The organism is Desulfitobacterium sp. LBE (genome assembly GCF_007830365.1).
Taxonomy (GTDB): Bacteria; Bacillota; Desulfitobacteriia; order Desulfitobacteriales; family Desulfitobacteriaceae; genus Desulfitobacterium; species Desulfitobacterium hafniense.
Genome location: NZ_VLKD01000001.1, coordinates 4,618,309 through 4,645,043 on the forward strand (window position 1 = coordinate 4,618,309; position 26,735 = coordinate 4,645,043).

General features: G+C 47.2%; 21 protein-coding genes and 3 tRNA genes. 20 read left to right on the forward strand and 4 right to left on the reverse strand.

Annotated elements, in window-relative coordinates; all coding sequences use genetic code 11:
- Nucleotides 1-73: 73 nt before the first annotated feature.
- Nucleotides 74-517: a MerR family transcriptional regulator gene (locus DESLBE_RS21735; protein WP_005816355.1), complete on the forward strand. Its 444-nt coding sequence runs from the start codon at nt 74-76 to the stop codon at nt 515-517.
- Nucleotides 518-778: 261 nt separating this feature from the next.
- Here DESLBE_RS21735 and DESLBE_RS21745 read toward each other — a convergent pair whose 3' ends face one another.
- Complete coding sequence (locus DESLBE_RS21745) at nt 779-1,357, reverse strand: Crp/Fnr family transcriptional regulator (protein WP_015945119.1); 579 nt, start codon at nt 1,355-1,357, stop codon at nt 779-781.
- Nucleotides 1,358-1,603: 246 nt separating this feature from the next.
- Here DESLBE_RS21745 and DESLBE_RS21750 point away from each other — a divergent pair, with 246 nt between their 5' ends.
- From DESLBE_RS21750 to nrfD (DESLBE_RS21760), 3 genes are read left to right on the forward strand one after another with little or no spacing between them, the layout of a single operon-like run.
- Complete coding sequence (locus DESLBE_RS21750; RefSeq protein ID WP_144678188.1) at nt 1,604-4,060, forward strand: molybdopterin-dependent oxidoreductase; 2,457 nt, start codon at nt 1,604-1,606, stop codon at nt 4,058-4,060.
- Between the two features lie 14 nt (nt 4,061-4,074).
- Nucleotides 4,075-4,695: a 4Fe-4S dicluster domain-containing protein gene (locus DESLBE_RS21755; RefSeq protein ID WP_144678704.1), complete on the forward strand. Its 621-nt coding sequence runs from the start codon at nt 4,075-4,077 to the stop codon at nt 4,693-4,695.
- 13 nt (nt 4,696-4,708) lie between these two features.
- Nucleotides 4,709-5,869, forward strand: coding sequence for an NrfD/PsrC family molybdoenzyme membrane anchor subunit (gene nrfD, locus DESLBE_RS21760; protein WP_144678189.1), 1,161 nt, complete (start codon nt 4,709-4,711; stop codon nt 5,867-5,869).
- 79 nt (nt 5,870-5,948) lie between these two features.
- Here nrfD (DESLBE_RS21760) and DESLBE_RS21765 read toward each other — a convergent pair whose 3' ends face one another.
- Nucleotides 5,949-6,527 (reverse strand): Crp/Fnr family transcriptional regulator, encoded by a 579-nt coding sequence (locus tag DESLBE_RS21765; RefSeq protein WP_011460820.1) that lies wholly within the window; start codon nt 6,525-6,527, stop codon nt 5,949-5,951.
- 340 nt (nt 6,528-6,867) lie between these two features.
- Between DESLBE_RS21765 and DESLBE_RS21770 the strand changes: the two genes are divergently transcribed.
- The 9 genes from DESLBE_RS21770 to DESLBE_RS21810 all read left to right on the forward strand — a co-directional run bounded on the left by DESLBE_RS21770 (nt 6,868) and on the right by DESLBE_RS21810 (nt 18,769).
- Entirely contained in the window at nt 6,868-9,321 is a 2,454-nt protein-coding gene (locus DESLBE_RS21770) for a molybdopterin-dependent oxidoreductase (protein ID WP_144678190.1), read from the forward strand.
- Between the two features lie 12 nt (nt 9,322-9,333).
- Nucleotides 9,334-9,954 carry a 4Fe-4S dicluster domain-containing protein gene (locus DESLBE_RS21775; protein WP_144678191.1) on the forward strand — a complete coding sequence of 207 codons (621 nt, stop codon included), beginning with the start codon at nt 9,334-9,336 and terminating at the stop codon, nt 9,952-9,954.
- Nucleotides 9,955-9,967: 13 nt separating this feature from the next.
- Complete coding sequence (gene nrfD, locus DESLBE_RS21780) at nt 9,968-11,137, forward strand: NrfD/PsrC family molybdoenzyme membrane anchor subunit (RefSeq protein WP_144678192.1); 1,170 nt, start codon at nt 9,968-9,970, stop codon at nt 11,135-11,137.
- A 268-nt stretch (nt 11,138-11,405) separates the two neighbouring features.
- The gene (locus DESLBE_RS21785; RefSeq protein ID WP_144678193.1) at nt 11,406-12,581 is read left to right on the forward strand and encodes a M20 family metallopeptidase; all 1,176 of its coding nucleotides are present in this window, start codon (nt 11,406-11,408) and stop codon (nt 12,579-12,581) included.
- Nucleotides 12,582-12,724: 143 nt separating this feature from the next.
- Nucleotides 12,725-13,918, forward strand: coding sequence for a MalY/PatB family protein (locus DESLBE_RS21790; protein ID WP_144678194.1), 1,194 nt, complete (start codon nt 12,725-12,727; stop codon nt 13,916-13,918).
- 439 nt (nt 13,919-14,357) lie between these two features.
- On the forward strand, nt 14,358-15,044 hold the full coding sequence (locus DESLBE_RS21795) for a molecular chaperone TorD family protein (RefSeq protein ID WP_144678195.1): 687 nt from the start codon (nt 14,358-14,360) through the stop codon (nt 15,042-15,044).
- 69 nt (nt 15,045-15,113) lie between these two features.
- Entirely contained in the window at nt 15,114-16,265 is a 1,152-nt protein-coding gene (locus DESLBE_RS21800) for a 4Fe-4S dicluster domain-containing protein (protein ID WP_144678196.1), read from the forward strand.
- A complete protein-coding gene (locus tag DESLBE_RS21805) occupies nt 16,262-17,704 on the forward strand; it encodes a 4Fe-4S binding protein (protein WP_144678197.1) in 1,443 nt (480 codons plus the stop codon). The genes DESLBE_RS21800 and DESLBE_RS21805 overlap by 4 nt, the downstream gene beginning before the upstream one ends.
- A gap of 42 nt (nt 17,705-17,746) precedes the next feature.
- Nucleotides 17,747-18,769: a deoxyguanosinetriphosphate triphosphohydrolase gene (locus tag DESLBE_RS21810; RefSeq protein ID WP_144678198.1), complete on the forward strand. Its 1,023-nt coding sequence runs from the start codon at nt 17,747-17,749 to the stop codon at nt 18,767-18,769.
- Nucleotides 18,770-18,892: 123 nt separating this feature from the next.
- Here the strand turns inward: DESLBE_RS21810 and DESLBE_RS21815 are convergent, their stop codons facing one another.
- Complete coding sequence (locus DESLBE_RS21815) at nt 18,893-19,480, reverse strand: GerMN domain-containing protein (protein ID WP_035214582.1); 588 nt, start codon at nt 19,478-19,480, stop codon at nt 18,893-18,895.
- Nucleotides 19,481-19,674: 194 nt separating this feature from the next.
- Complete coding sequence (locus DESLBE_RS21820; protein WP_144676889.1) at nt 19,675-20,781, reverse strand: ISAs1 family transposase; 1,107 nt, start codon at nt 20,779-20,781, stop codon at nt 19,675-19,677.
- 258 nt (nt 20,782-21,039) lie between these two features.
- Between DESLBE_RS21820 and dnaG the strand changes: the two genes are divergently transcribed.
- The 7 genes from dnaG (at nt 21,040) to DESLBE_RS21855 (ending at nt 26,524) form a co-directional block, all read left to right on the forward strand.
- Complete coding sequence (gene dnaG, locus DESLBE_RS21825) at nt 21,040-22,944, forward strand: DNA primase (RefSeq protein WP_041272015.1); 1,905 nt, start codon at nt 21,040-21,042, stop codon at nt 22,942-22,944.
- Entirely contained in the window at nt 22,931-24,109 is a 1,179-nt protein-coding gene (gene rpoD / locus DESLBE_RS21830) for an RNA polymerase sigma factor RpoD (RefSeq protein ID WP_005816337.1), read from the forward strand. Before dnaG ends, rpoD begins: the two co-directional genes overlap by 14 nt.
- A 65-nt stretch (nt 24,110-24,174) precedes the next feature.
- Nucleotides 24,175-24,249, forward strand: a tRNA-Asn gene (locus tag DESLBE_RS21835).
- A 10-nt stretch (nt 24,250-24,259) separates the two neighbouring features.
- Nucleotides 24,260-24,334, forward strand: a tRNA-Ile gene (locus DESLBE_RS21840).
- A gap of 46 nt (nt 24,335-24,380) precedes the next feature.
- A tRNA-Glu gene (locus DESLBE_RS21845) sits at nt 24,381-24,456 on the forward strand.
- 125 nt (nt 24,457-24,581) lie between these two features.
- Nucleotides 24,582-25,379, forward strand: a complete 798-nt coding sequence (locus tag DESLBE_RS21850; protein WP_144678199.1) for a class I SAM-dependent methyltransferase — start codon at nt 24,582-24,584, stop codon at nt 25,377-25,379.
- On the forward strand, nt 25,358-26,524 hold the full coding sequence (locus DESLBE_RS21855; protein WP_058491207.1) for a Nif3-like dinuclear metal center hexameric protein: 1,167 nt from the start codon (nt 25,358-25,360) through the stop codon (nt 26,522-26,524). Before DESLBE_RS21850 ends, DESLBE_RS21855 begins: the two co-directional genes overlap by 22 nt.
- Nucleotides 26,525-26,735: the final 211 nt, after the last annotated feature.

Genomic DNA, 26,735 nt, shown 5'->3' on the forward strand with positions numbered 1-26,735 from the left:
TGAGATTTTCAGCTAAAAGGTTTACAATCTAGATAGATAAAGATATTGATACTCTAAAATCATCGTCAATCAAATGTTAAGGCCGTCAAAGGTGGTGATAATTTTGCTGGATGAAGAAAAGGGCCTTTACAGCATTGGTACTGTAGCCGAGCTAATCGAGGAGCATCCTGAAACTCTAAGAGTATGGGAGAGAAATGGTTTAATTCACCCTAATCGGGATAAGTACCAAAGAAAATATTCCAATAACGACCTCTTGCGTTTAAAATTTATTAAGTATCTTATGAATGAAAAAGGATTGAACATCGCTGGGGTTAAGCAGATCACTTCTATGTATTCCTGCTGGTACAACCGCAATTGTAAAGGTGGCGGGATGAGAAGCAGCACCATACCTATTAATGAATCCAAACCTTGCTGGAAAATTGAAGGGACTTATTGTTTTATAGCTAGTGATAAAAGTGAGCTTTGCAGTACTTGTGAAATGTTAAAGACTTGCGCTAGCTCTTCAGATTGCAAATAGGCTGAAGAGCAGGTCTTTTTTTGTCTAAAAATTCAATATAATAATTGAATTTATATAAATGATAGTATTTATAGAACGGCCTCGATTTCAACTTGTTCAAGGACAAGAATGGAGAGATGGAACTGTTGAAGTAACCTAATAAATTGCAATGCTTGCCCTGATCCTGCCTTATTTAAAAAGGGCATTCTCTATTTTCCCTCTTTTTGAGAACCAGACCATGGTTCTCTTTTTATATTCATGTTTATTTGAGGTGATCCTTAGTCACTTTCTGTAGATATCTTTCATGGACCGGGCAACAGTAATTCGGCTGACTCCTGCAATTAAAGCCAGATCTTCTTGAGTTATGGAATTCATGTCCACATCAAGCTTTTGCAGTTTTTTATAGACATAGGCAACTTTCTCGGGTCCATTTTTAGAATGCATATGCACCCAATTCGATAGATTGGCGGCGTGATCCAGAGTGAGATTCTTCATAAGAGCCTGAGCAAAATCTCTATTGTCGTGAAAGAAATCTTCAATAAAATAGATGGGAAAATTACAGCGGGTTACATCTGTAAGAGCAAGCAGATGGGTAACCGGAAAAGGAAGACGTTCGAATAAAAGATGTGTCCCGAGAATATCCCCGCTTTTAAGCAGCTGAATCCCCTCTTGGGAGCCATCTTCCAAGACAGTAAAAGAAAACTCGATCCCCTTAACGATAATCTCAAAATTGGCATTGACAGAGTTGATCATTTGGGTTTGCTTGGCTTTTTGATAAGTGAGTGTAGCCTTGGCACAGAGTGCCTCACGCAGTTTTGGTCTCAGGGAGCGGCAAAAAGGATTGCCGGCACACTCTTTCATGAACATACACCTACCCCGGGACATATAAATTACTTTGTCATGTGAAACATATAACTAGAATCATGGCTTATTATATCAAACTACTCTTTTTTGGACAGTATCAAATGATACAACATTTTTGCAGCATTGAATATTAAACCTGTATCAATTGATATCGATTCATGACAAGAGTGACTGATACAATCAAATCATAAGTGATAAAAAGTTCAAGTGCAGCCCAGGTGCAGAAAAACAGGAGGTAAAGACATGGAAGCAAAGGAAAGTTCCCTATTGAATGCAAAGCTATCGCGACGAACCTTTGTGAAGGCATCTGCTGCCACAGCGGTGGTGGTAGGCGCTGCAACAACCAATCCTTGGAGTCCTGCCATGACCGCTTTAGCCGAAGTTGAGAAGAGCGATATTATAGCCAGCTCTGACGAAAAGGTTTTCAGTGGAGCTTGTCGGGGTAACTGTGCGGGGGGATGTTTTTTAAACATTCATGTACGTGGTGGCAAAGTGGTGCGTACTTCTATGAGGGAAATGCCCAACCCAGACTATAACCGGATCTGTGTTAAGGGGTTAACCCATATGCAAAGAATCTACCATAAAGACCGCTTAAAATACCCGATGAAGCGGATCGGCGAGCGCGGCGCCGGTCAATGGGAGCGTATCAGTTGGGACGAAGCCGTAACAACGATAGCGGATAAGTGGCAAGAATATCAAAGAGAGTATGGCAAAGAAGCTTTTGCGATTTACTGGGGTTCAGGCAATTACGGAGTTTTGAGCGGTCAAGGGATGGGGTGTACTACCAATCGATTGCTTAATGTGACGGGGGCATCCAATATCTCAATGACGGTCGATGCCGCTCATGGTCATAGCGCGGGTAACGCCCTTGGGTGGGGGCCGAACTTCACCCTTAATGAACTGGCCGACCTTAAGAATGCTAAAACTATCCTCTGCTGGGGTGCTAATCCGGTCATTTCCCAGCAGCAAAGTACTCATTTTTTGATGGAAGCTAAGGAAAACGGAACAACGTTCATTGTTATTGATCCGATCTACAATATTACTGCCTCCAAGGCGGATAAGTTCGTCCCGGTGCGCCCTGGCACAGACGGAGCATTGGCTTTGGGGATGATGAATATCGTAGTAAGAGAAAACTGGATTGATGTTCCCTTTTTGAAGGCCTCTACTGTAGCCCCCTTCCTGGTTAAAGAAGCTGATGGTCACTATTTGCGCCTTAGCGATTTAGGCCCCCTCGCTGAAGGTCAAAGGGATGATATTGTCGTGCGCAGTGCCGGGGGAAAGATGGGACTTCCCCAAGAGATTACTGATCCGGTGATTGAAGGGTCCTTTGAAATCAACGGACATAAAGTCAATACCGCCTATACCTTGCTTCTTCAGCGTATCGGGGAATATCCCCCCGAGAAAGCCGCGGAGATCTGCAATATTTCCGTCAGCCAAATTGAAGAAATCACCAAAATTTACGCCACCAACAAGCCTTCGACAATTTATCAGTATTTTGGTATTGATCACTATGTCAACGGACACTACAGCATCTTTGATATTTACGCCCTTGCTATGATTACAGGAAATTTGGGTAAATCCGGAGCTGCCTGTGGCATGGGCGAAACCTTGGGAATTAATTTTACGAACCTGGCAGGCACTCTTTTCCCCGCTGGTGCCACAGGTCCATCCCTGACCATGTCAGCCACGCAAATGGACTCTGTCATGAATGAGCATAAGTATGGCAATAAGGATGTTAACGTGAAAGGCATCTATATTACCAATGCCAATGTGGTTGCCAATAGCGCAGAGAGAAAATATACCTTGGACTGGCTCAATAAAATGGAATTCATCGCCGTAGCGGATATGAATATGAATGAAACTGCCCAGTATGCTGATATCTTGCTGCCGGTATCCCATTGGTTTGAGCAAGAGGAGGCTTTCTGCAATTACAGCACTCATCCCTATGTGATTTTTCAGGAAAAGGCCATTGATCCTCTCTATGAATGCAAAGCGGATTTTGAAATCAATAAACTCATCGCCCAAAAGCTGGGTTATGGGGAGCAGTTTAATCTGACTGAGATGGAATACCTGAACTTATGGCTTGATAACGACGAAGCCAGGAGATTAGGGATCACTCTGGAGGCTCTTAGGGAAAAGAGAATTCTTAAGTGCCTGCCTGGTGACCTTTATATTAATGGTGAAAATGGTGTGTTTGCTACACCTACGGGCCGTGCCCAGTTCTATGTGGAAAATCCCGCCCCCAATATGAATTATGATCAACAATGGGATATAGAAAAAGAACGCCTGCCCTATTGGGAGCCACCTAATGAAGTATGGCATGAGAACCCCTTGACTAAAAAATATCCCTTTACGATTATTTCCGATCATGTCCGTTTCCGCACCCATACCCAATGGTGGGATGTGCCGGCATTGCTGGAGCTTGATCCTGAACCTATCCTGAAGATCAGTTCGGAGGATGCCGCTCAATATGGCATTAAGACCAATGACCTAGTTAAAATCTATAATGACCGGGGCCATGTCGTCATGAAAGCGGCAATCAATGATGGATTGCCCCAAGGGGTCCTTACAGCACCAAAGGGTTGGGAAAAACACCAATTCAGAGAAGGGCATTTTGCTGATCTAAGTTCGCGGGTGGTTAATAAAGTCTGTGCCAATAGTGCCTTTTTTGATGTCTTAGTTGCCATTGAAAAGCTATAAAGGAGGAGAAAATGATGCGTTATGCCATGGCAATCGATTTAAAACGCTGCGTAGGCTGTCACACCTGCTCCGTAGCATGTAAAATGGCCAACAATCTGCCCAATGAAATTTGGTGGAACCGTATCCTCACCGTAGGTGGGGAAGCTATGGATACAGCTGCCGGGACCTTCCCGAACAATACCTTGGAGTATCTGCCGGTCAATTGTCAGCACTGCGCTAATCCGGCCTGTGTGAAAGCCTGCCCTGTGGGAGCCACCTATCAACGGGAAGAAGATGGAGTCGTCATCCAGGATTATGATAAATGCATCGGTTGCCGTTACTGCATGGTGGCTTGCCCCTACAGCGGGGTTCGTCAATTCAACTGGAAGAAACCTGAATACCATGTGGATTTTGCCGTAGGGGATGCCAACATCACTCCGCACCAATACAATACCGTATCCAAATGTACCTTCTGTGTTCACCGACTGGCGGAAGGGAAGAAACCGGCCTGTATGGAATTATGCATTGGACGGGCCCGTTATTTCGGCGATATTGATGACCCGGAAAGCGAAGTCAGCAAGGCGATCCAAGGCCGTACCTACTTCCACTTGCTCGAAGAAAAAGGCACCAGGCCGCATGTCTATTATTTAACTTAAGGGAGGTGTAACCATGGCTGTTGTAACCAATACGAAAAAATCAGGTGTGCTTAATCTGTGGAACCTTATCTTTGCCTCTTTCGCTGTCCTTGGAGTCGTGTGCTGGGGGCTGCAACTGAGCAAAGGTTTGCAAGTGACAAACCTAGGCACTCATAATATGTGGGGGCTTTATATCGTGGGCTTTATGATTTTTACGGGAGTAGCTGCAGGGTGCCTTTTATTTGCTGCTGTACCCTATCTCTTTAAGCTGGACGCTTTTAAACCCTATACCCCTATTGCTTCCTACCTGGGAGCTGTAGCCAGTATTGTGGCGGCTTCTTTGTTCATCATCGTCGATATCGGCAATCCGGAGAGAGCCTGGCTCTTTATCACCAGTGGGAACCTTTCCTCCCCGATGTTTTGGGACTTTATCATGCTGGCTTCCTACATGGTAATTTCCGTCATCTTCACTCGTCAGCTTCTCCTCGTCAAAGCAGGGAAGAAAGCGGAAGAGGCCCTTAAGCCCATAGCATGGCTCGCTTTCCTTGCTGGAATTCTCGTCACGGTAACATCCTTTGTTTTCTGTTTCCAAGTTGCAAGACCTCTATGGAACACCCCTGTTCAGCCCTTATCCTTTTTAATAGCGGCTTTGGTGGCTGCTCTGGCGGTCATGATCGTTTTAGCCTGTCTTTTAAATCGAAGTGAGTATATTCATATGCCCACCACCCTGTTGGCAAAAATGGGGAAAGTCGTTGCGGCACTGTTATGTGCAGAACTCATTATCGTAGCAACAGAGGTGCTTATAGGGCTTTATCCGGGAAGCGGTGAAGAACATGCAGCGTTTTCCTGGCTGGTTGCCGGAAAAGGGGCTGTGGGATTCTGGGCAGAGCTGGGTGCTTTGCTTGCAGCGATTGGAATACTGGCAATGCCGGGAAAAGCCCCTAAACGAGGCAGCTTAGCTGCCGGTGCCATTATCGCCCTGATTGCTGTATATCTGGTTAAATCCAATCTCCTTCAAGTCCAATTATTTAATCCGCTGCTCAACTTGCCCGGACCTCCGGTCTATGGGGGAAGCACTGGGCCTTATGTTCCATCTCTTATTGAGATCGGGCTTTCTTTAGGAATCGTGGCCCTGGGTGCTCTGCTTTTGAACCTTGGCTTGAGCAAGCTGAACCTGAGAACTTCCCGGCAATGAAATCTGCCTGTGCCTGCCATCCCTTGGCACTGACCTATGTAAAAATGAGAGGTAATAATTCGCAGAGAATTATTACCTCTCATTTTTTATAGATTTCTTTCATAGCTCTGGCAACGGTGATACGGCTGACTCCTGCGATAAGGGCGAGATCCTCTTGAGTAATCATCGTCATGTCGGTGTCCAGATCCTGAAGCAATTCATAAACCTTCTGGACTTTTTCTGTTCCGTTTCTGGAGCGCATACTTACCCAACGAGTCAAGTTATTCATCATGTCGAGAAGGTTTTCCATCAAAGCCTGGGCAAACACTCTGTTTTCCTTATAAAGCGTTTCCGCAACTTTTAAGGGAATACTGCATTTATGAACTTCGGTAAGTGTCATCATATTATATTCAGGGATTCTCAGGCTTTCAAAAAGTTGGCGGGTTCCCAGGACATCTCCTTTTTTAATTAGATGAATGAACTCTTGAGTTCCATCTTCGTGCAAATTAAAGGTGAAAAGAACTCCCTTAATGATCAGTTCAAGGTGGGGGTTGCCCTGATCCGTGGATTGTATTTGTTTAGGCATTTGGACAATAAGGGTGGAATGTTCGCAGAGGTAAGCCCGGGTTTCCGGATCAAGAGCATCACAGAAGGGGTTACCAGCGCACTGTTTTTTCATAATAACACCTACCCGCCATGATGATAAACATGAACAGTAATCCGTAGTAAGGATTGGGGTTTAATAAAATTGTGAAATATTTTGTTTGGGAGGCTATGCCTTAGGCTTAGTATCTGCACTGCCTATTAATAATACCATACTTCCGGTCACTATGTATTGAAGCAAATGATACAAAAGGATGTATCATTTGCTACAGAAACTTGTATCAAGTGAAGCGCTGGAAAATATCAGATGCTATCGAAGCAGTTTTGATCCCTTGCTACAATACAAGTAGCACCAAATGTACAATTTATCACTAAATATGAGCAGCAGTGGTGTAACTTAAGTGGGAGGGAATGAAATGAATCAAGAAAAGAACAGCCTCAATCCTAATCTGTCCCGCCGCACTTTCTTAAAGGCATCAGGAGCAACTGCGGTCACGGCGGGAGTCGTTGCTGCCAATCCCTGGGGAACGGCTATGACGGCTTTGGCTGATGAGGAACAAGCTTCCGCAGCGGGAGAGGAAGAACGAATCTTCAGCGGCGCTTGCCGCGGCAATTGTGCAGGCGGATGTTTTCTGAATATCCATGTGCGGAATGGCAAAGTGGTAAGAACCTCGGCCCGTGAAATGCCGAATCCGGAATATAACCGCATCTGTGTTAAAGGATTAACCCATGTCCAGAGGATTTATAGCAAGGATCGCCTGAAATACCCCCTGAAACGTGCCGGGGAACGGGGCGAAGGGAAATGGGAACGAATCACTTGGGATGAAGCCATCAGCACCATCGCCCAGAAGTGGAAAGGCTATCAGGATGAGTTTGGCAAATATGCTTTTGGAGTTATGTGGAGTTCGGGAAGCTATGCTGTGCTGAGTGGCGTCGGGATTGGCAGCGCTATCAATCGCCTGCAAAATGCCAACGGTGCCTTGAATATTACAGCAGCTGTAGATATGGCACGGGGACAAGGAACGAAACCGGCTCTCGGTCAAGGTACATTTGTTACAGCTAATGAACCCGCGGACTTAAAAAATGCCAAGACGATTTTCTGTTGGGGGGCTAATCCTGTAGGGGCTCAGCAGCAAAGCACCCATTTCTTTTTAGAAGCCAGGGAGAAAGGTGCCAAAATTGTCGTCATTGATCCCAATTTCAACGCCTTAGCTGCCAAAGCAGATATCTTTGTCCCCGTAAGGCCGGGTTCAGATGCGGCTTTGGCTCTGGGGATGATGCATATTGTGGTCCGGGAAAACTGGGTGGACGAACCTTTTCTGAAGAAATCCACAGGAGCTCCTTTCTTAGTGAAGGAATCCGATGGCAAATTCTTGCGGCAAAGTGATTTAGGAATCCATATCCCTGAAGGTGCCAAGGATGAACTAATTGTCTGGAACCAAGACTCTGACACTTATGGAACAGCCGATACCGTCAGTAACCCGGCGTTGCGGGGCTCTTATACTATCAATGGGGTTAAGGTTACGACAGCCTATGACCTGCTGTTGGAGCGCATTGCTGAGTACCCGCCGGAAAAAGCAGCGGAAATCTGTAATATTCCTGTAGCGCAAATCGAAGAGATCACAGAACTTTACGCCACCAATAAGCCTTCCGCAATCTATGAGTTTTTCGGCATTGATCATTATGTCAATGGCCATTACGGCTATTTTGCTATGGCGATCTTAGCCATTCTCACCGGAAATCTCGGTAAACCGGGAGCTTTTTGCGGCATGGGTGAGAACCTGGCCACCGATTGGATCAATATGGCGGGAACGATGTTTCCCAATGGGGCGAAACCCTCTCTTTCCGTACCTGTTAATATGCTCACTGAAATTCTGGAAACGAAAATATATGGTAAAACCCCCATCGATTTGAAAGGTATCTACTTTACCCATGTCAATCAGATCGGCAACGGCGCCGAGCGCAAAGCGACCCTGGAAGTTATGAAAAAGCTGGATTTTATCGCAGTCGCCGATCTGAATATGAATGAAACGGCTCAATATGCAGATATTCTGCTGCCTGTAGCCCACTGGTTTGAAGTGGATGATGTTTTTGTCAATTACAGCACCCATCCTTATGTGATATTGCAGGAGAAGGCTATTGAGCCTCTCTATGAATGCAAATCGGACTTTGAAATCTATCAATTGCTGGCGGAAAAACTTGGCTGCAGTGATGCCTTTGCCATGGATGAAGAGGACTATATGCGGTTGTGGATGGATACGGATGGTGCCAGAAAATTAGGGATTACCTTAGAGAAGCTTAAAGAAGAGAAAATACTCAGGGCTTTGCCCGGAGACCCCTATATTTATGCTGAAGGTGGAGTATTTGCCACACCTACAGGGCGGGCCCAGATCTATAATGAGGCCCCTGCTCCCAATAATAATTATGATCAGGTGTTTGACATAGCCAAAGAGCGCCTGCCTCACTTTGAACCGCCTCTGGAAGCTTGGCATGAGAATCCCCTCCATGAGAAATATCCTTTCTCGGTGATCCAAGACAAGGGAAGGTGGCGGACCCACTCTCAATGGTGGGATGTCCCGATGCTCAAAGAACTCAGCCCGGAACCCTTTGTGAAAATCAACCCTGCCGATGCGGCTGCCCGCAATGTTAAGACCGGTGATATCGTCAAGCTCTACAATGATCGGGGCTATGTCAAGATTAAAGCCATTGTGGATCGCGGAATTCAACCTGGTGTTTTAAGCCTGCCGAAAGGTCGGGAAAAACAGGAATTCATCGAAGGGCACTATCAGGATCTGACCTCCCGGGTGATGAATATCGTCTGTGCCAACAGTGCCTTTTTTGATGTATTGGTTCAAGTAGAAAAAGCTTAGGAGGGAAAAACGATGCGTTACGCCATGGCAATCGATCTAAAACGCTGTATAGGCTGTCATACCTGTGCTGTAGCATGTAAAATGGCCAACAATCTGCCCAACGAAATTTGGTGGAACCGTATTCTTACCGTAGGTGGGGAAGCTATGGATACAGCTGCCGGGACCTTCCCGAACAATACCTTGGAGTATCTGCCGGTTAATTGTCAGCACTGTGCTAATCCGGCCTGCGTAAAAGCCTGCCCCGTCGGGGCTACCTATAAACAGGAAGAAGATGGCATCGTCATCCAGGATTATGATAAATGCATCGGCTGCCGCTACTGCATGGTGGCTTGCCCTTACAGCGGCGTTCGTCAATTCAACTGGAAAAAGCCCGAGTACCATGTAGACTTTGCCGTAGGGGATGCCAACACTGCCCCGCATCAATACAATACCGTATCCAAATGCACTTTCTGCGTTCACCGGTTGGCTGAAGAGAAAAAACCGGCCTGTATGGAGTTGTGTATTGGACGGGCCCGTTACTTCGGGGACATCGATGACCCGGAAAGCGATGTCAGCAAGGCCATCAAAGGCCGCAGCTATTTCCATTTGCTCGAAGAAAAAGGCACCAAGCCGCATGTCTACTATTTAACTTAAAGGAGGTGTAAGCATGACAGTGCAAACAAAGACCGTCGTACCAACCACCAAAAAGACCCCGTCCAATCTGTGGAATATGATCTTTGCAGCTGTTGCCGTGCTCGGTGCAATCTGCTGGGGGCTGCAGCTGACCCAAGGGCTGCAGGTCACCAATCTCGGCCTGAATAACATGTGGGGCCTCTACATCGTCGGCTTTATGATCTTCACTGGGGTTGCCGCCGGAAGCCTGCTCTTTGCGGCAGTTCCTTATCTTTTCAAGCTGGCTGAGTTTAAACCCTATACCCGGATTGCCGCTTATCTGGGCGCAGTGTCCAGCATCGTGGCCGCCTCCCTCTTCATCATCGTGGACATCGGCAACCCGGAGCGGGCCTGGCTCTTCATTACCAGCGGCAATTTGACTTCACCGATGTTCTGGGACTTCCTGATGCTGGCCTCTTATATGGTGATTTCCATCCTCTTTACCCGTCAGCTGATCTTGGTCCACGAAGGCAAAAAGGCTGAAGGATCTCTGAAACCCATTGCTGTCATCGCCTTCATCGCCGGGCTCTTGGTCACAGTCACCTCCTTTGTTTTCTGTTTCCAAATCGCCCGTCCCCTGTGGAATACTCCGGTGCAGCCCCTATCCTTTTTAATCGCAGCCTTAGTGGCCGCCTTGTCCGTGCAGATGATTCTGGCAGCCATCCTGAATAAGAGGGGTTATATGGAGATGCCCATGGGGCTTATGGCGAAGATGGCGAAAGGGGCAGCTGTTCTGCTGTGCATCGAGCTGATCATCATCGTGGGTGAAATCCTTATCGGCCTTTATCCCGGAGGGGGAGAAGAGCATGCCGCCTTCCTCTGGCTGGTCAGTGGAGAAGGAGCGGTCGGATTCTGGGCGGAAATGGTGACCTTGGTGGCCGCCATCGTGGTTCTGGCCAAGCAGGATACCTCATCCAAGGCAGGGGGAATCTTGATCGGTGCTATATTGGCCTTGGTAGCGATCTATCTTATCAAATCCAACCTGTTGCAGGCCCAATTATTTAATCCCCTCATTACCTATGCAGGCCCGCCGGTTTATGGGGGGACAACAGGCCCATATGTGCCCTCCTTGATTGAGATTGGTTTGTCTTTGGGTATCATTTCTTTGGGAGCATTGCTTCTGAATCTGGGATTAAGCAAGCTGAATCTCGGAGTGGGCAAATAAAAGTAAGGAAAATATGTAAAACGCTGAAAGCCCGCATAAACACTATGTTTTTTGCGAGCCTTCAGCGTTTTTATTGTATAAAATGCTTATTGACAGCTAATAGATTATTTTATTTCATCAAAAAGATACTCGCAAATTACTTGATTCCGGGTGGATATAAGTGAGATGTGTCATATTTAGGAGTAAAAAACTGGGTAAATGTATGGTAATATGACAGAGAAGAGTAAGCTGGAATTGTAATCAAGCAGGAAATGAGGGGGAAGTAATTATGCTGGAAAAAGTGATGAAGGCGGCACATGCCATTGAAGAGACGTTGATAACCATAAGACGGGATATTCATAAGCAACCTGAATTGGCATTGCAGGAGTATAAAACGGCAAAGTATATAGCGGACAGGCTTGGAGCATTAGGGTGTGAAGTCACCGAAAATGTCGGGAGCACTGGGGTCGTGGGACTTCTCCGGGGAAGAGAAACGGGAAAGACCCTGGCTATCCGCGCCGATATGGATGCACTGCCGATCGAGGAAGCGGCCGAGCATGGATTTTGCTCCGCCACACCGGGAGTCATGCATGCTTGTGGCCATGATGCCCATATAGCCGTTGTACTGGGTGCGGCAGAAATTCTGTCCGGCCTGAAGGACTCTCTTGCCGGCAGTATCAAGTTGATTTTCCAGCCTAGTGAAGAATCTCCTATCGGGGGAGCGGACCGGATGATCGAAGAAGGGGTCTTGGAAAATCCCCATGTGGACGCAGCGCTGGGTCTCCATGTCACACCGGAGTTACCTGCAGGCCAAATGGGCTGTAAAGAGGGCCCCTTCTTTGCCTCAGTGGCTTATTTTACTATAGAAATTATGGGGAAAGGCGGCCATGGGGCATTGCCACAGCATTCGGTTAATCCGATTTTGGTAGCTGCAGAGTGTATTCAAGCCCTGCAAACCATCCCCTCGGCTCAAATTGACCCTATGGAGCCTTTTGTTTTGTCCATAGGCTCGATTCATGGCGGGCAAAAATCCAATATCATTCCCGAAAAAGTCACTATTGAGGGGACAGTGCGCTGCTTTGGGGACGAGTTGATGAGCCGCACCGGTCAGATTATGGAAAATCTTCTTCGCTCTATCACTTCAGCTTATGGAGCTGCTTATAGACTAAATTTCCGCTCAGAAGTGAAAACCCTGATCAATGATCAAGGAGTGATCCGATTGATCAAGGAAGCCGGAGAAGAAATCCTGGGAAAAGATCATACTCTGGCTGCCCAACCTGTTCTATTAGGGGATGATTTTGCATCCTTTAGCCAGCTTGTGCCATCTGCTTATATCTATTTAGGAGCTGGGTTTCCGGGGCAACCCAATCCTCCCCTTCACCATCCCAAATTTGACCTGGATGAGGGAGCGTTGCCCATTGGAGCAGCGCTGCTCAGCTATACTGCTCTCAAGTTCTTGAGCTGAATTCGTTGCTGAAACGGATCTTGACACTTTTTCTGTAAAAAGTATATAATTCATATATAAATACTATGTTTTAAACTGGGGTTGGGCGCATAAGAACTATGCATTGTTGATACCCTTAATTGAATTGCTAAAGGAGTGGGGCGATGAGTTACAATTTTGATGAATATATTGATCGTTACGGAACGGAAAGCACGAAATGGGATGCTTTTGAGAATCGTTTTCCCGGTTTGGACGCCAAGGGCTGTATTCCAATGTGGGTTGCCGATACGGATTTTCGAGCACCTCAGGAGGTCATCGATGCTATCGTAGCTAAAGCTGAATTTGGTATCTTTGGTTATCCCAAAGGCAAGGGGAAGTCCTTTGATCAGGCAGTCACGGGCTGGATTTTCCAACGGCATGGCTGGCAGCTTGATCCGGAATGGATAGTGCCCACGACCGGGGTAGTCCCTGCCATTACCCATGCTATTCAAGCTTTTACCCAGGAAGGGGATGGGGTGCTCATCCAGCCCCCCGTATATTACCCTTTTAAAAATACAATCCAAAAGAACAAACGGAGGGTTATTGAAAACCCCCTGCTCCTAGATGAAGAAGCAGAACAATATGAAATTGATTTTGCGGACTTTGAGCACAAGCTTAAAGATCCCAAAACAAAACTGTTCATCTTGTGCAATCCTCATAACCCGGTGGGACGAGTGTGGTCTGAAGAGGACCTGACTAAAATCGGCGAATTATGCCTTAAGCATCAGGTGCTTGTCTTTGCCGATGAAATTCACTCCGACCTGATTTTGAAGGGAAGCCGTCATATCCCCCTGGGCATGCTGGATGAACGATTTAATCAACATGTCATAACTGCCTATTCTGCCAGCAAGACCTTTAACTTAGCGGGGTTACAGACTTCAGTGGTCATTCTTCCCGAACGAAGGATTCGCCAAAGATATATTGAACAATTGGAGATCAATCAGGGGCGGGACATCAATATATTTGGTACTATCGCTTTAGAGGCTGCCTATACTCATGGTGCAGACTACTTGAAGGCATTTCTTGAGCAGGTCGAGAGTAATCTTGATTATGCCCTGGATTATACTGAGAAGCACCTGCAAGGAGTTCGCATTATTAAACCTCAAGGAACTTATTTGGTATGGTTTGATTTCCGGGGAACAGGTCTTACGGCGGATCAAATCGATGCCTTGATCATTGAGAAGGCCAAAGTGGCTGTGGATTTGGGACGCTGGTTCGGAGAAGAGGGAGCAGGTTTTCTGCGTTTTAACTTTGCTTGCCATCGTTCGACACTGGTGAAAGCCTTGGAGCAGATCAAGGAGGCTTTAAAGGCTTTGTAAAATCGATAGTCAGCTATTCCTGGAATGATGTAATTTCTAAAGATCTCCTCTTCGCTCAAAAAGCGCAGGGGAGATCTTTTTTGTGCCTAGAAATCACTACAAATTCAAGCATTCATTAGCAACACTAATGTGTCTGGAGGAAGTTATGGGGATGATCATCTTAAGCTGGTACGGGAGAAAATAAGCATTAAGCGGGCAGGTCCCATGTCTTAGCTATCAGACCGGAGTCTGCCCTCTACCCTTTCTGTAGCGTTTTTTTGGACAAAACCCTATTGGTATTCCTGACATCTTTAGGAGATGAGTTATTATAAAATAAAAGGGATAGAGTGCGGCTTATAAGCCTAAACAGCATTGTGAAAGGCATATCAAATGATATGGAAGAAACGATGGGTACTTTGCTAAAATAGGACTATGTCAAGGTACAAAAAGGAGAATAAAAATGAGTAATAACCGTCAAGAACAAGATGCAATGAATGCTTTTACGATCTCGGATTTCTTCCAACTGCTCTCGATCTCCCTGCGGCTCCCTAACCATGAATTGGCCCAGGCATTTTTGGACGGCAGCTATGGACGAGATGCCCTCTACATTCTTGAGGAGCTTTCCTGCACTCAGGAAGAGATTGCTTCAGTCCGGGAAGCCTTAAAGAACCTTGCCTCGACCGAGGAGGACGTAACCGCTTTCCTCATTCAGATGAGGCGGGAATATACCCGGCTTTTTGATGATCCGAAGAAACCGGCGGTTAGTATATACGAGACCCTCTTTGTGCATAATTCTGAAGACAAAGGAGGGGTCATGCTCTTTATGAGCCCGGCCGCCCTTGACGCCGAACGTTGTTATAAAAGTGCCGGGGTCAGCCTTGTTAAGCAATCCGCAGAACCTGCCGATCATATGGCCACGGAGTTGGAGTTTATGATGTATCTCTACGCTAAGAAGGGGAAGGCCTTACAAGAGGAAAGCGCTGAGGAATTAGCGGTGCTGGAAAAGCAGATTAAAGAGTTCACGGACCTTCATCTCCATAAATGGTGCCGGGCATTTTTTGATAAACTGGCATGTGAAGCCGGACTTACATTCTATCAAGGGTTATGCCGGTTAGGACAAGTAGGGCTGAGCAAAATACTTGCTTAAGTCATGGCGATATATCCTCAGTTAAGTGCATAAACAAAATTCCTTAGAATGAACAAAGGAGTGGGAAGCATGCTTTTTAATCACGGTGCAACTATGCAGCTTGACACAAATCGATGTCTGAATCAGCAGCACAATGGTGTGGAATGCAGCCATTGTGTTTCCCGCTGTCCGGGACAAGCTTTAATCCTCGCTAATCAGCAAATTTATCTGATCCAAGAGCGCTGCCTCGGCTGCGGACTGTGCTTTGCCGACTGCCCTACTCAGGTTTTCAGTTCTTCCCAATGGGATGAAACCACAATTCGCTCAGATGTGGAAGAGCAGGGAGCAAAAATCACTCAGATCTTCTGTGGCTCACATTCGGCTCCCTATCTTAGTAAAGAGGATAAGGAGAAGGGAGCGGTGCAGATTCCCACCTGCTTAAGCGCCTTGTCCAAAGGAGCTTGGTATGAATTAGGTTTGCTCACCGGAGTGGAGCTGCGTCTGGATGAGTGTCATGATTGTCCGCTGAAATCGTGTATCGAGCGAGTCAAGTTTGCCCTGGAAACAGCTATGGAATGGCTGGAAGCTTCCGGCCATACTCCGGATTTCACTCTGATTTATACTGCGGATAAAGCTAAAAAGCGCAAAAAGCTTCAGGCCGTATCCTCAGGATTAAAGGTAACTTCCCGCCGGGATCTGTTTTTAACCTTAATGGGCCGAAAGCATCAGGAGCAGCACAAGGAGCTAAAGGGAGCGCCTGGTCGTGAAGAAAACAAAAAAAGGGCAAGAATCAATGCCTTGCCTGATTGGCAGAAGCGTCTCGAAGATAGTTATTTCCGTAACTATCAGGAAGGAGGAAGTCCTGCTTATTGGCCTTTTATCCAAATGAGCACCGAATGTGTGAACTGTGGCATGTGTGCCAGGTATTGTCCTACTCAAGCGTTGAAGATTCGGGTCGAAGGGAAGGAGTGTATTCATTCCTTCACTGGTGGGCACTGCATAGACTGCCGCATCTGTATGCTGTCCTGTCCAACCCGAGCGATTCTTCGGGATCGTTTACCCAATGCCGCACCTTACGAGGAACAATCCATCTTCAAGGCCTCAGTGGGAAAATGCAAGCTTTGTGAAGCAGAAACTATCACCAGTCAGAATGATTTATGTTACTGGTGTAAGGAAGAACCCTCTCCGGAAGACATTCTTTCGGATGTTCGCCAAAAACTCTTTGGAAAGTTTGTGCCATGATGATCACCACTCAAGCTGAAAAGGTGAGGGGGTGGGTGATCCTCCCTTTTCTCGCCTGCTTTCTTTTACTTGTGACCTCTGTCTATCAACAGATAAGCGACAAACAGGATATATTAGCTCTCCTGCAGCAGGGAGAACCGGCTGCAACCCACTATGAAGAGCTGGAAGGTATTTATAAGACCTATGGGTTATACGATCAGGCTGGACATTTACTGAGTTATGGGGTTATTGCCAGTGCCTCAGGCTATGGCGGTCCCATCACCCTGTTGATCAATGTGAATCAGGAGGGCACTCTGAAAAACGCAGTCTTGGTCGAAGACTCGGAAACCCCCCTCTATCTGCGCAAGGTCCTGGAAGCCGGCTATCCGGAGAACCTGATTGGCAAAACCGTAACTCAGCCCTTGGCGGCCCATGAGGATATTGATAGTGTCAGCGGTGCAACACGCACCACGGATGGGATCATGTTAGCCGTGGAAAAGGGTATGTTTCAGGTAGGAAAGAATCAGTTGGGGCTGACAGTACCCCATCTGAAAACCTTCCATTTTCAATGGCAGGATGGACTTGTCCTGCTGATGCTTCTTGTGGCAATCCTGGCCTCTGCCCGCAACATGAAGAAACTGCGCCCCTGGATCTTGGTGGCGACGGTCTTTGTATTCGGGTTTATGGAAAATTCCTCCTTGACCATCGGCAATTATCTGAGTATCGTTGCTCTGAAAATGCCCGCCTTTTCGGAACGGCCCATTTGGTATGTGATTGTTATAGGGGTTCTGTTGGTCACCTTGCTATGGGGGAGAAATTTTTACTGCTCCTGGCTTTGCCCTTTCGGAGCGGTTCAAGAAGGTTTGTACAAGGCTCTGAATCTGGCCGACTACCGCCCTAACTCTCAGCTGATCTCCGGTGCTCGTAAAAGCCGCTGGTTGTTCCTGTGGCTGGCTGCTATGCTGGCCTTGTTCTTCAATAATCCCGGCATAGCCAGCTTTGAGCCTTTTTCAGTATTTTTTGATGGGGACGGCAATACTTCACAGTGGATGATGATGCTCTTGATTCTACTGTTCGCCATTTTTATACTGCGTTTTTGGTGCCGCTGTTTCTGTCCTATGGGAGTGCTTTTGGATTTTATTGCTTCCGGCCAACGAAAAGGGCAGCAGCTCTTCCGAAACAAGCTGGAGCCGGAGGAGGGAAAGACAGAAAAAGAAGAACGTCAAGGGGAGGAAGAACCGGGCTGGGCAGAACTGGGCCCGGTAGAAGGAGAAGCGCTTGAAGAGGGTGGGATGAAAAAAGAGGTTGCGGCAAGCCGGGCTTGTTCAGGGTGTCAAAAAGGTGAAAGCAAAAGGGAACAACCCCCCTTAAGCTCAGGGGATAAACTGGTGGCGGCAGCCTTAGCAGCTATTTGGATACTGATTATCGGTGCCTTACTTCAAAACATGGGGATAATTTAAAGCCCCCTTTCTATTCTCTGTCCACCCTACGTGCTATAATAAATGCATAAGCCATGCCTCAAAGGAGGAGTGTGTGTGACAGAGACGATTCGAACCCGTATAGAGAGGGAAGAAGGGGAGCGGCTTTCGCCTTATGCCGCCAAAAGCAGTGCAGCCAGAAGAATACGGGAAGAGGAAGAATGCCCTATCCGGACCAAATTCCAAAGGGACCGGGATCGGATTTTGCATAGCAAACCCTTCCGGCGGCTTAAGCATAAGACCCAGGTTTATATAGCTCCCAGCGGGGATCATTATCGGACGCGGATGACCCATAGTCTGGAGGTTTCTCAGATTTCCCGCACCATTGGCCGGGGGTTAAGTCTGAACGAAGATTTGATCGAAGCCATTTCCCTCGGTCATGATGTGGGGCATACCCCCTTTGGTCATGTGGGAGAAGAGGCCATTGCCAAGCTGATCGGGCGCTTTGAGCATAACGAACAATCCGTCCGTATCCTCACGGTTCTCACCGGGGAGGGCAGAGGGTTGAATTTAACTCAGGAAGTTCTGGATGGGGTGATCCATCATACAGGGAAGGGGGTCCCCTATACCCTCGAAGGGCAGATCGTCAAGACCGGGGATCGTATTGCCTACCTTTGCCATGATTATGATGATGCCTTGCGGGCAGAGCTCATTCACCAGGGAGAGCTCCCCGGGAAGGTGGTGTCTACTCTGGGGGATAGTCCCAGCCGTATGATCACTACGATGGTAGTGGATATGATCGAAAGCTCCCAGAACCAAGACTCTATCCGGCAATCCTCCCAAGTTGCGGAGGCTATGCAGGAGTTCCGGGTGTTTATGTTTGAACGGGTTTATAACAGCGTGATCCTCCGTGAGGAGCGGCGTAAAGGTGAATATGTTGTCCAGGCTTTATTCCATTATTACATGAAAAATCTACAGTTTCTCCCTCAGGAATATCTGGTTTGGGCCGGGGGTGATGCGGTCAAAGCCGTAGTGGACTACATCTCCGGGCTGACTGATAACTACGCTATTGATCTCTTTCAAAAATTCCTTGTTCCCAGATATTAAGAGGTGCATGCCGAAATAATCCAGGGTCTGTCGCCAAAAGACAGACCTTTTTTAGTGCCAGCAAAAAGGAGTGCCGCCCACTACCTGAAAAGTAGTTTGGCGGCACTCTCTTAAATACGAATGTTACTTCAAAATTAAGCTTTCATTGGCCGTTACAGGTGTTGATGTATCCAAACCGCCGAGAATAGCTGCCTTAAGTTCCCCTTCTAAAAGGAATTCCACCGAATCCACATCCTCAAGGGTGGTTAAGGAATTGACAATGCTATAGAGGACCATCTCTTCTCCTGTGGCCCCGCCCTCGAAATTCTCTCTGAAGGAATGGGACAGATTAAGGGTGGCGACACCGTCTTTAATCTTAACATCCAAAAGCTTGGTATCCTTTGGGAGGGGAGCCACTAAACCTGAAGGAGGATTTGCGAACTCCTTGAACATTCCGGCGATAACTTCTTCGCTTGCTGCTTTGGCCACGTTTATTGTCCGCTCAGTGGGAGCAAGACCTGTTGCATCCGACGTAGGGAAATACATCGTAACTTTCACGGTCTCTGCGGGAGCCGGTTCAACCGGGTCGGGGTTCTGGGGATCATTTACATTGGGGGGAGGGGGTGGGGGAGTATTCTTCGTGGTGTCATCGGATCCACAGCCTACTAAGCCAAAGGTTAAGAGGAATATGGAAAATGCGATCATCAAACAGCGGAATTTAGTCTTGCACATAGGACAGTCCACCTTTCTGAGTCATTTTTGAAGTTTAGGATCATGGTGCAGCCTGACTCATCTATGTATAAAGTTTAAGCATTGATTCCATTTTAGCACGAAAAGCAGAGGAGGAAAAGCAATACGGGCGCAGATAGCACGACAAACGCATGAAAATCTTTATCCACATAGCTCCATGTATGCCCATTAAAAAATTACATACTGAGAATTTGACCCATATATTTGGCAGGATTGGAACAAAAGGCATACCGCTTACTTTTCAATGAAGCTCTCATTCCTATATCTAATAGCTTCAAGATAGGCAAACACATTTTCCGCAATATATTCAGATTTAATGCTGCATTTTTATCCAAGGTTGTGTTGTTATCCTCTCGAAAGGTTACGTCCAACTGCCAGTGCATACTTTCTATGGCCCAATGTCCTCGCACTGCTTTGGCAAAGAGTTCTGGCTGGACAGGCAGGCTGCTGATATAATATCGCTTTTCCTCTGTGACTTTTCCCTGTTTTTCGATGGTTTTGACGACCATTCCTATGCTCTTGAGCCCTTTCCATCGTTCTTTGTCCGCTAGCCATGAAACATCTTCACTTTGATAATAGTCCCGCTTTTCCATCTGACTCCGGGCTTTTTCTAGGGTTCTTGTATGTCCTGACCCTTTTTTAAACTCTTCTTCCTCAAAGTAAAGCGCGATGTCCTTATATAAATTGGCCTGGTTTTCTTTGACCGCTAAGACATAATCCGCTTTTTGGTTTACGATTTGTTCTGCAATCTTGGTTTGAGTTCCCATGGCATCTATCGTGATCACGCTGTTCTTTAGGCTTAGAGTCTTGAGCAATTCCGGGATGGCTAGGATTTCATTTTCTTTTTCTTGGATTGTTTTTTGTCCAAAACATACTCCGTCGTCTTTGGACCATGCAGACACGACATGCAGAGCCCGTGTTTCATTGACCCTACTTCCGCGCATGGTTTTTCCGTCGATATTAATGATTTTCTTGAGCTTTTCTCCTTCCCCGCGGCTTAACATGTCATTCCATGCTGCTTGTATTCCCCCCATGGTCTCTGGAGTAATTAAGCCCATCACTCGCTGTAGTGTGTCGTGGGACGGTATTCCATGAGGGATGTCTAAATAGTTACGTAATAGCTCCTCATGGGATACTGCAAAAATCTGTATTTCTTCCCATGTATCCGCATTCCCCAGCATTCCAAATAAGACGATAACCACGATGTCCATGAGTTTGTGCTTTGTTTTGTGGGCCTGCCTTGGGTCGTTGATCTGTTCTATTCTTTTGAATAGTTCCTTCATGGCAATCTCCTCCTATTCCTTAGGAAGATCTTACCATGCTTTTTGCTTTTTATTAATGATATTTTTCATGCGTTTGTCGTGGCGCAGATAGCGATGAGAAGAAAGAAAAAGTCGAAATAAAGGAGGAAATAGTTAAGGAAGGTAGAATAATATTTATAGACTCTAAATATATCTAGACTATATATTGTACACCAAAAAAGTCTGATTTTAAAGGGAAAGTGAAAAAGAGGATTCTTGAGTTTTTTGGCGAAACAATAAATGTATTATTATCTTGACAATCTGTCAAAAATATGGCATAGGGGTGGCGAATTACAAGCAGTGGACTACAGAATTCCTGAGGAGATCGTTGAAGAAGTCAGATTGCGTTCCGATATCGTGGATACAATTTCCGAATACGTACGGCTTCAACGGAAAGGGAAGAATTACCTGGGTCTCTGTCCGTTTCATGCGGAGAAAACCCCGAGTTTTACGGTGACCCCGGACAAGCAGATTTTTTATTGCTTCGGTTGCCATACGGGCGGTAATGTATTTTCTTTTTTAATGAAAAAGGAAAACTGGAATTTTGTCGAAACGGTGGAGCATTTAGCTCAAAAACACGGTATTGTTCTCCCGGAAAAAGAGCTTTCACCCCGTGAGAAAGAACAACAAACCCGTCGACGTCGTTGGGAAGAGATTCACGATTGGGCAACGGGTTATTTTCATGAGGTCCTGCTGCATAGACCTGAAGGAGAGCCTGGAAGGCAGTACTTTCAGCAGCGAGGGATGGACGAGGAGACCATCAAGCAATTTCGTTTAGGTTATGCCCCCGATCGATGGGACGGACTGCTTGAGGCCCTCAGCGCCCGGGGAGTAAGCCCCCAGGAGTTAGCTCAAGCCGGGCTTGCCTTAGAGCGAGACCAGTCGGAGGGAAGGTCCCGTGGCTTTTACGACCGTTTTCGAAAAAGGGTAATATTTGCCATACTTGACTCCCGTCACAAGACCATTGGCTTTGGCGGGCGGGTCTTAGATCATTCTACACCAAAATATCTGAATTCACCAGAGACTGCTTTTTTTAATAAGGGACATCATTTATACGGAATGCACCGAGCTCACCAGGGGATCCGGGAACACGGATTTGCTCTTCTGGCGGAAGGTTATATGGATGTTATCGCCTTACAAAAAGCAGGCTTCAAAAATGCAGTAGCTTCTTTAGGAACGGCCTTAACCCGGGATCAGGCAAAACTGATCCATCGCTACACTGGGCGTGTGGTGGTTGTTTATGATTCGGATCAGGCCGGCACTCAAGCAACCCTTCGGGCGGGTGAGCTATTGCAGGACATGGGTTTTCGGGTAGATATATTAAGGCTGTCCGGGGCTAAGGACCCGGATGAATATCTTAAAACCTTCGGAGTGGAAGAATTTAATAAAGCGTTAGCTCAAGCGGAACCCTATATTCAATTTAAATATCAGGTCCATGTCCAAACGAAGCCAACCCTATCAGCTCCGGAGAAAGCAGAATTGGTCCGAGAATTAGCACCGGATATCGTCAAAGTGCAAAGTCCTGTCGAGCGGGAAGGGTATGAGCGGTTTTTGAGTTTGGAGCTGGGTCTGACCTTAGATAGGGTTCAAGAGGAAATTGCAGGATTTGACCGGAAACCTTCGAAAAAGGCCTCTGGAGAGGAATTATTTCGTAACAAACAGGATATTTCTGTAAAAAACAGGGATAATATCAATAGGTGTGCAAATCCGACTCCGAGCGGAGCGTCAGTTCCTGATGGAGTGATTCGAGCTGAGCGAGTTTTGTTGCGTCTTTTGCTTGAACAATTAATTCCTGTCTCAGAATTCAAGGATCAATGGGTCGAGGGATTTTGGAAGGTAGCGTATCATCAGCAGATATTTGATTATATTGAAAAAGCGCGCTGTATCGGCAATGGAGCTTTGTCGGGTATGGAATCGGGCCCTTTGCAAAGCAAAGTAGCCCAGATCATGCTGGAAGACATGGAACTAGCCAACCCGCAACGACTTTTTCATGATTGCATGAAACAGATTCATTCGATGAGCGAAGAAGAAACTGTGGAAGAGCTTCAGGCTCGAATGGTTGAATTAGAAAAATCCGGCGATTTGACAGGTGCTTTAGCCCTGTTAAAAGAGATAGGAGAGCGGTTGAGAAGTGGCGAAAAGTAAGGTCATGAGCACACAAAAAACAGAAACCAAGAAAGGAGGGGAATCTATGAATGATGACCAATTGAAGGTCGATGCGGTAAAAGAACTGATCCAAAAGGGCAAGAAAAAAGGTTCTTTAACCTACCGGGAGATCATGGATACCCTCCAAGGAATTGAGCTCACAGCCGAACAGATTGATGAAGTGTATGAACAGATTGGCCGGATGGGGATTGATATCATCCCTGAAGCGGGTGAAGTGGAAGCCTTGGAAAAGGTCACGGACGAAATCCCCGATGATGTGGATGACCCTGATGTTGAGGAAGAGGTGGATGTGGATCTTTCCATTCCTGAAGGGGTAGGAATCGATGATCCTGTCCGCATGTACCTTAAAGAGATTGGCCGCGTCCCCCTTCTTACTGCTGAAGAAGAGATTGAACTGGCCAAACGCATGGAACAAGGGGACGAGAGCGCTAAACGCCGTTTGGCTGAAGCCAATTTGCGCCTCGTTGTCAGCATTGCCAAACGTTATGTAGGCCGGGGGATGCTTTTCCTGGATTTGATTCAGGAAGGTAACCTGGGACTGATTAAGGCTGTAGAGAAATTTGATTACGTCAAAGGCTTTAAGTTCTCAACCTATGCCACATGGTGGATTCGCCAAGCCATTACCAGGGCTATTGCCGATCAGGCAAGAACCATTCGGATACCTGTGCATATGGTGGAAACCATCAATAAGCTGATTCGGGTATCACGCCAACTTCTGCAGGAATTAGGACGTGAACCAACCCCTGAAGAGATCGCTGTACAAATGGATATTTCTGTAGAGCGGGTCCGGGAGATTATGAAGATTGCCCAGGAGCCGGTATCCTTGGAGACACCGATTGGGGAAGAAGAAGACTCCCATTTAGGAGATTTCATTCCTGATGAAGATGCCCCGGCCCCTTCGGAGGCAGCTTCCTTTATCCTGTTGAAAGAGCAATTGGAAGAGGTCTTAGAGACCCTGACTCCCCGGGAAGAAAAGGTTCTGCGTTTGCGTTTTGGCCTTGATGATGGCCGGACCCGGACTTTAGAGGAAGTAGGCCAGGAATTCGGCGTAACCCGGGAACGGATTCGCCAGATCGAAGCCAAAGCTCTGCGCAAGCTTCGCCATCCCAGCCGCAGCAAGAAGCTCAAGGATTACCTGGAATAAAAAACTCAAATATAAAGCTTGACTAGCTAATACGAATCTCGTATAATAAACTCTGCGAAGGGCATTCCTCGATAGCTCAATGGTGGAGCAACCGGCTGTTAACCGGTAGGTTGCAGGTTCGAGTCCTGCTCGGGGAGCCATTTTTTTATTGGGCCTATAGCTCAGCGGTAGAGCGGCCGGCTCATAACCGGTTGGTCCTAGGTTCGAATCCTAGTGGGCCCACCATATACGAAACCTGAGGCACGAGCCATGAGATTCGTATAGAAATCCAGGCCCGTTGGTCAAGCGGCCTAAGACACCGCCCTTTCACGGCGGTAACACGGGTTCGAATCCCGTACGGGTCACCACTTAAGAACGAACGTAGCGAGATGTATGAAGCATCTCGCTATTTTTCTATGAGTGATAACCTCTTGTTGATAAGCGCTAGCTTCTTGTTGGTGAGTGCTAGCCTCTGATGGAAAGGAGTTAACCTATGGCTGTTTCCGTGAATTTAGGACCACGCCTTCAACGTGTGGCTGCATTTGTTCCCGAAGGCTCCCGGCTGGGAGATATCGGAACGGATCATGCCTATTTGCCCATATTTCTCTGGGAAAATCACAAGATTATCAAGGCTGTGGCAGTGGATGTGCACGAAGGGCCTTATCGATCTGCTTGCTCTGCCATCGCAAGCCGGGGCTTGCAACCGGTCATTGATGTCCGGTATGGGGATGGTTTAAAGCCCATTCAGGCGGGGGAAGTGGATACTCTCACCTTAGCCGGGATGGGCGGAAATACGATGCTGGAGATTTTCGCCGCCCGGCCGGCTGTGATGTCTCAGGTTAATGAGCTCATTCTCCAACCCCAGGGGGCTGAGGGGAAAGTGCGCCTGATCTTGCTGCAAGAAGGCTGGCGGATGAAGCGGGAAGAGTATGTGGCTGAGGAAGGCCGAATCTACGGCGTGATGCATTTTTCACGCCGGGAAGGATATACCCTGGCGGAGCTGCAGTGCAAAATGCAGAAGTGGCTCGATCAGGTTGGTGCGGTGTCGGATGATTCACAACTGAGCGAATGCATCCTCACTCAATGGATCTGGGAATGGGGTCCTCTTGCTTTGGAAGATCCCGGTGAAGAACTTAAAGTGCTGATCCTTGAGCAGGTGCAAACCTTCCGGAGAACCATCCTTGAAATGCAAAAGTCCAGCCGGGAGAAAGTGCAAAAGCGCATTCAGGAGTATATCATGTCCATCAAAGTAGTGGAGGAGTTGGTGAAATGCCTGTTTCCGTCGGTTTAATCGCCCAGATCATTGAAAGGGTTGCCCCCAAAGCCTGGGCTGAGGAATGGGACAATGTGGGGCTCCTGGTAGGGGATTTTGCCGCTCCTGTCGAGCGGATTCTGGTGGCTTTGGATGCCACGCCGGAAGTTCTGCAGGAAGCCCGGGAAAAGGATGTGCAGCTCATCGTAGCTCATCATCCTATCCTGTTCAGAGCCCTGAAAAATCTCCGCTCTGACAACCAAAGCGCAAGACTGCCGATCCAAATGATCCAATCAGGAATTGCCTACTATGCCGCCCATACCAATTTGGACCAGTCCCTCCTGTCTTCCAGCTGGAGTCTGGGAAGGGCCTTAGAGTTGGAAAAGATGGAATATCTTAAGCTAACTCATGCGGAAAAACTCGTCAAATTGGTAACCTTTGTTCCTAAAGACCATGCCGAGGCAGTTCGCCAGGCTCTCGTAAACGTTGGAGTCGGGGAAGGCATCACCGACGGACCTCATGCTTCTGAGTATACGGAGTGTTTTTTCACGGTGGTGGGAACAGGGATGTTCCGTCCTTTGAATGATGCTCATCCCACTATTGGTGAGGTTGGCGAATTGACGCGGGTAGAGGAGATAAGGCTGGAAAGCATTCTGCCGGAGAACCGCATCGACCGTGCAGTGAAAGCCTTGCTGAAAGCACACCCTTATGAGGAGCCGGCCTATGATTTAATCCCTCTCTACAATAGGGGAGCAAGCCGGGGTTATGGTGTCATCGGTTATTTAAAGGTGCCTGAGAGCCTGGGCAGTTTTGCACGTAAATTATCCGCCGGTTTGAGAAAGCTTGCTCCTGCCTCCTTAGCAGAGGAACCCAAGGTGCGCGCTTCTGGAAACCCGGAACAGATTCTTCGCAAAATAGCCATTGTTAATGGCAGCGGCGGAAGCTTTATCTCCCAAGCCCTTTTCAAAGGAGCTGACCTCCTAATCACCGGGGATGTGGATCATCATGAAGTCCTGGATGCCCTTGAAGCAGGGCTGCCCATCATGGATATGGGGCACTTCTGGGGCGAAATTCCTATGGCGAAGACCCTGGCGGAGCATTTAAAAGCAGAGAAAGCCCTGGCAGGGGTTGAGGTGATCATCAGTCAAAAAATGAAAAGCCCATGGAGGGAATTGAATAGTTAGAGGGTGCGGTGGCATTTCTATTTTAATAGGAGTGCCCTTTTTGCTACGTAAGGACACTGTCATGACTTTCCGATAGCAGTAAAATACTGAATATTATGAATATAAATTATTGACAGGCAAAGTCTTTTGATGTAGAATAATATCATGAGAAATCCGAAATAGTTCTAAATATTATAAAGTAAAAACTAAAAAAGAGCAGGGCTTTTTAGCA

Bases quoted from the DNA above. Each gene is read 5' to 3' on its own strand.
- DESLBE_RS21735 (WP_005816355.1), top strand. From the start codon at position 74: ATGTTAAGGCCGTCAAAGGTGGTGATAATTTTGCTGGATGAAGAAAAG.
- DESLBE_RS21745 (WP_015945119.1), bottom strand. From the start codon at position 1,357: ATGAAAGAGTGTGCCGGCAATCCTTTTTGCCGCTCCCTGAGACCAAAA.
- DESLBE_RS21750 (WP_144678188.1), top strand. From the start codon at position 1,604: ATGGAAGCAAAGGAAAGTTCCCTATTGAATGCAAAGCTATCGCGACGA.
- DESLBE_RS21755 (WP_144678704.1), top strand. From the start codon at position 4,075: ATGCGTTATGCCATGGCAATCGATTTAAAACGCTGCGTAGGCTGTCAC.
- nrfD (WP_144678189.1), top strand. From the start codon at position 4,709: ATGGCTGTTGTAACCAATACGAAAAAATCAGGTGTGCTTAATCTGTGG.
- DESLBE_RS21765 (WP_011460820.1), bottom strand. From the start codon at position 6,527: ATGAAAAAACAGTGCGCTGGTAACCCCTTCTGTGATGCTCTTGATCCG.
- DESLBE_RS21770 (WP_144678190.1), top strand. From the start codon at position 6,868: ATGAATCAAGAAAAGAACAGCCTCAATCCTAATCTGTCCCGCCGCACT.
- DESLBE_RS21775 (WP_144678191.1), top strand. From the start codon at position 9,334: ATGCGTTACGCCATGGCAATCGATCTAAAACGCTGTATAGGCTGTCAT.
- nrfD (WP_144678192.1), top strand. From the start codon at position 9,968: ATGACAGTGCAAACAAAGACCGTCGTACCAACCACCAAAAAGACCCCG.
- DESLBE_RS21785 (WP_144678193.1), top strand. From the start codon at position 11,406: ATGCTGGAAAAAGTGATGAAGGCGGCACATGCCATTGAAGAGACGTTG.
- DESLBE_RS21790 (WP_144678194.1), top strand. From the start codon at position 12,725: ATGAGTTACAATTTTGATGAATATATTGATCGTTACGGAACGGAAAGC.
- DESLBE_RS21795 (WP_144678195.1), top strand. From the start codon at position 14,358: ATGAGTAATAACCGTCAAGAACAAGATGCAATGAATGCTTTTACGATC.
- DESLBE_RS21800 (WP_144678196.1), top strand. From the start codon at position 15,114: ATGCTTTTTAATCACGGTGCAACTATGCAGCTTGACACAAATCGATGT.
- DESLBE_RS21805 (WP_144678197.1), top strand. From the start codon at position 16,262: ATGATGATCACCACTCAAGCTGAAAAGGTGAGGGGGTGGGTGATCCTC.
- DESLBE_RS21810 (WP_144678198.1), top strand. From the start codon at position 17,747: ATGCATAAGCCATGCCTCAAAGGAGGAGTGTGTGTGACAGAGACGATT.
- DESLBE_RS21815 (WP_035214582.1), bottom strand. From the start codon at position 19,480: ATGTGCAAGACTAAATTCCGCTGTTTGATGATCGCATTTTCCATATTC.
- DESLBE_RS21820 (WP_144676889.1), bottom strand. From the start codon at position 20,781: ATGAAGGAACTATTCAAAAGAATAGAACAGATCAACGACCCAAGGCAG.
- dnaG (WP_041272015.1), top strand. From the start codon at position 21,040: ATGTATTATTATCTTGACAATCTGTCAAAAATATGGCATAGGGGTGGC.
- DESLBE_RS21850 (WP_144678199.1), top strand. From the start codon at position 24,582: ATGGCTGTTTCCGTGAATTTAGGACCACGCCTTCAACGTGTGGCTGCA.
- DESLBE_RS21855 (WP_058491207.1), top strand. From the start codon at position 25,358: ATGCCTGTTTCCGTCGGTTTAATCGCCCAGATCATTGAAAGGGTTGCC.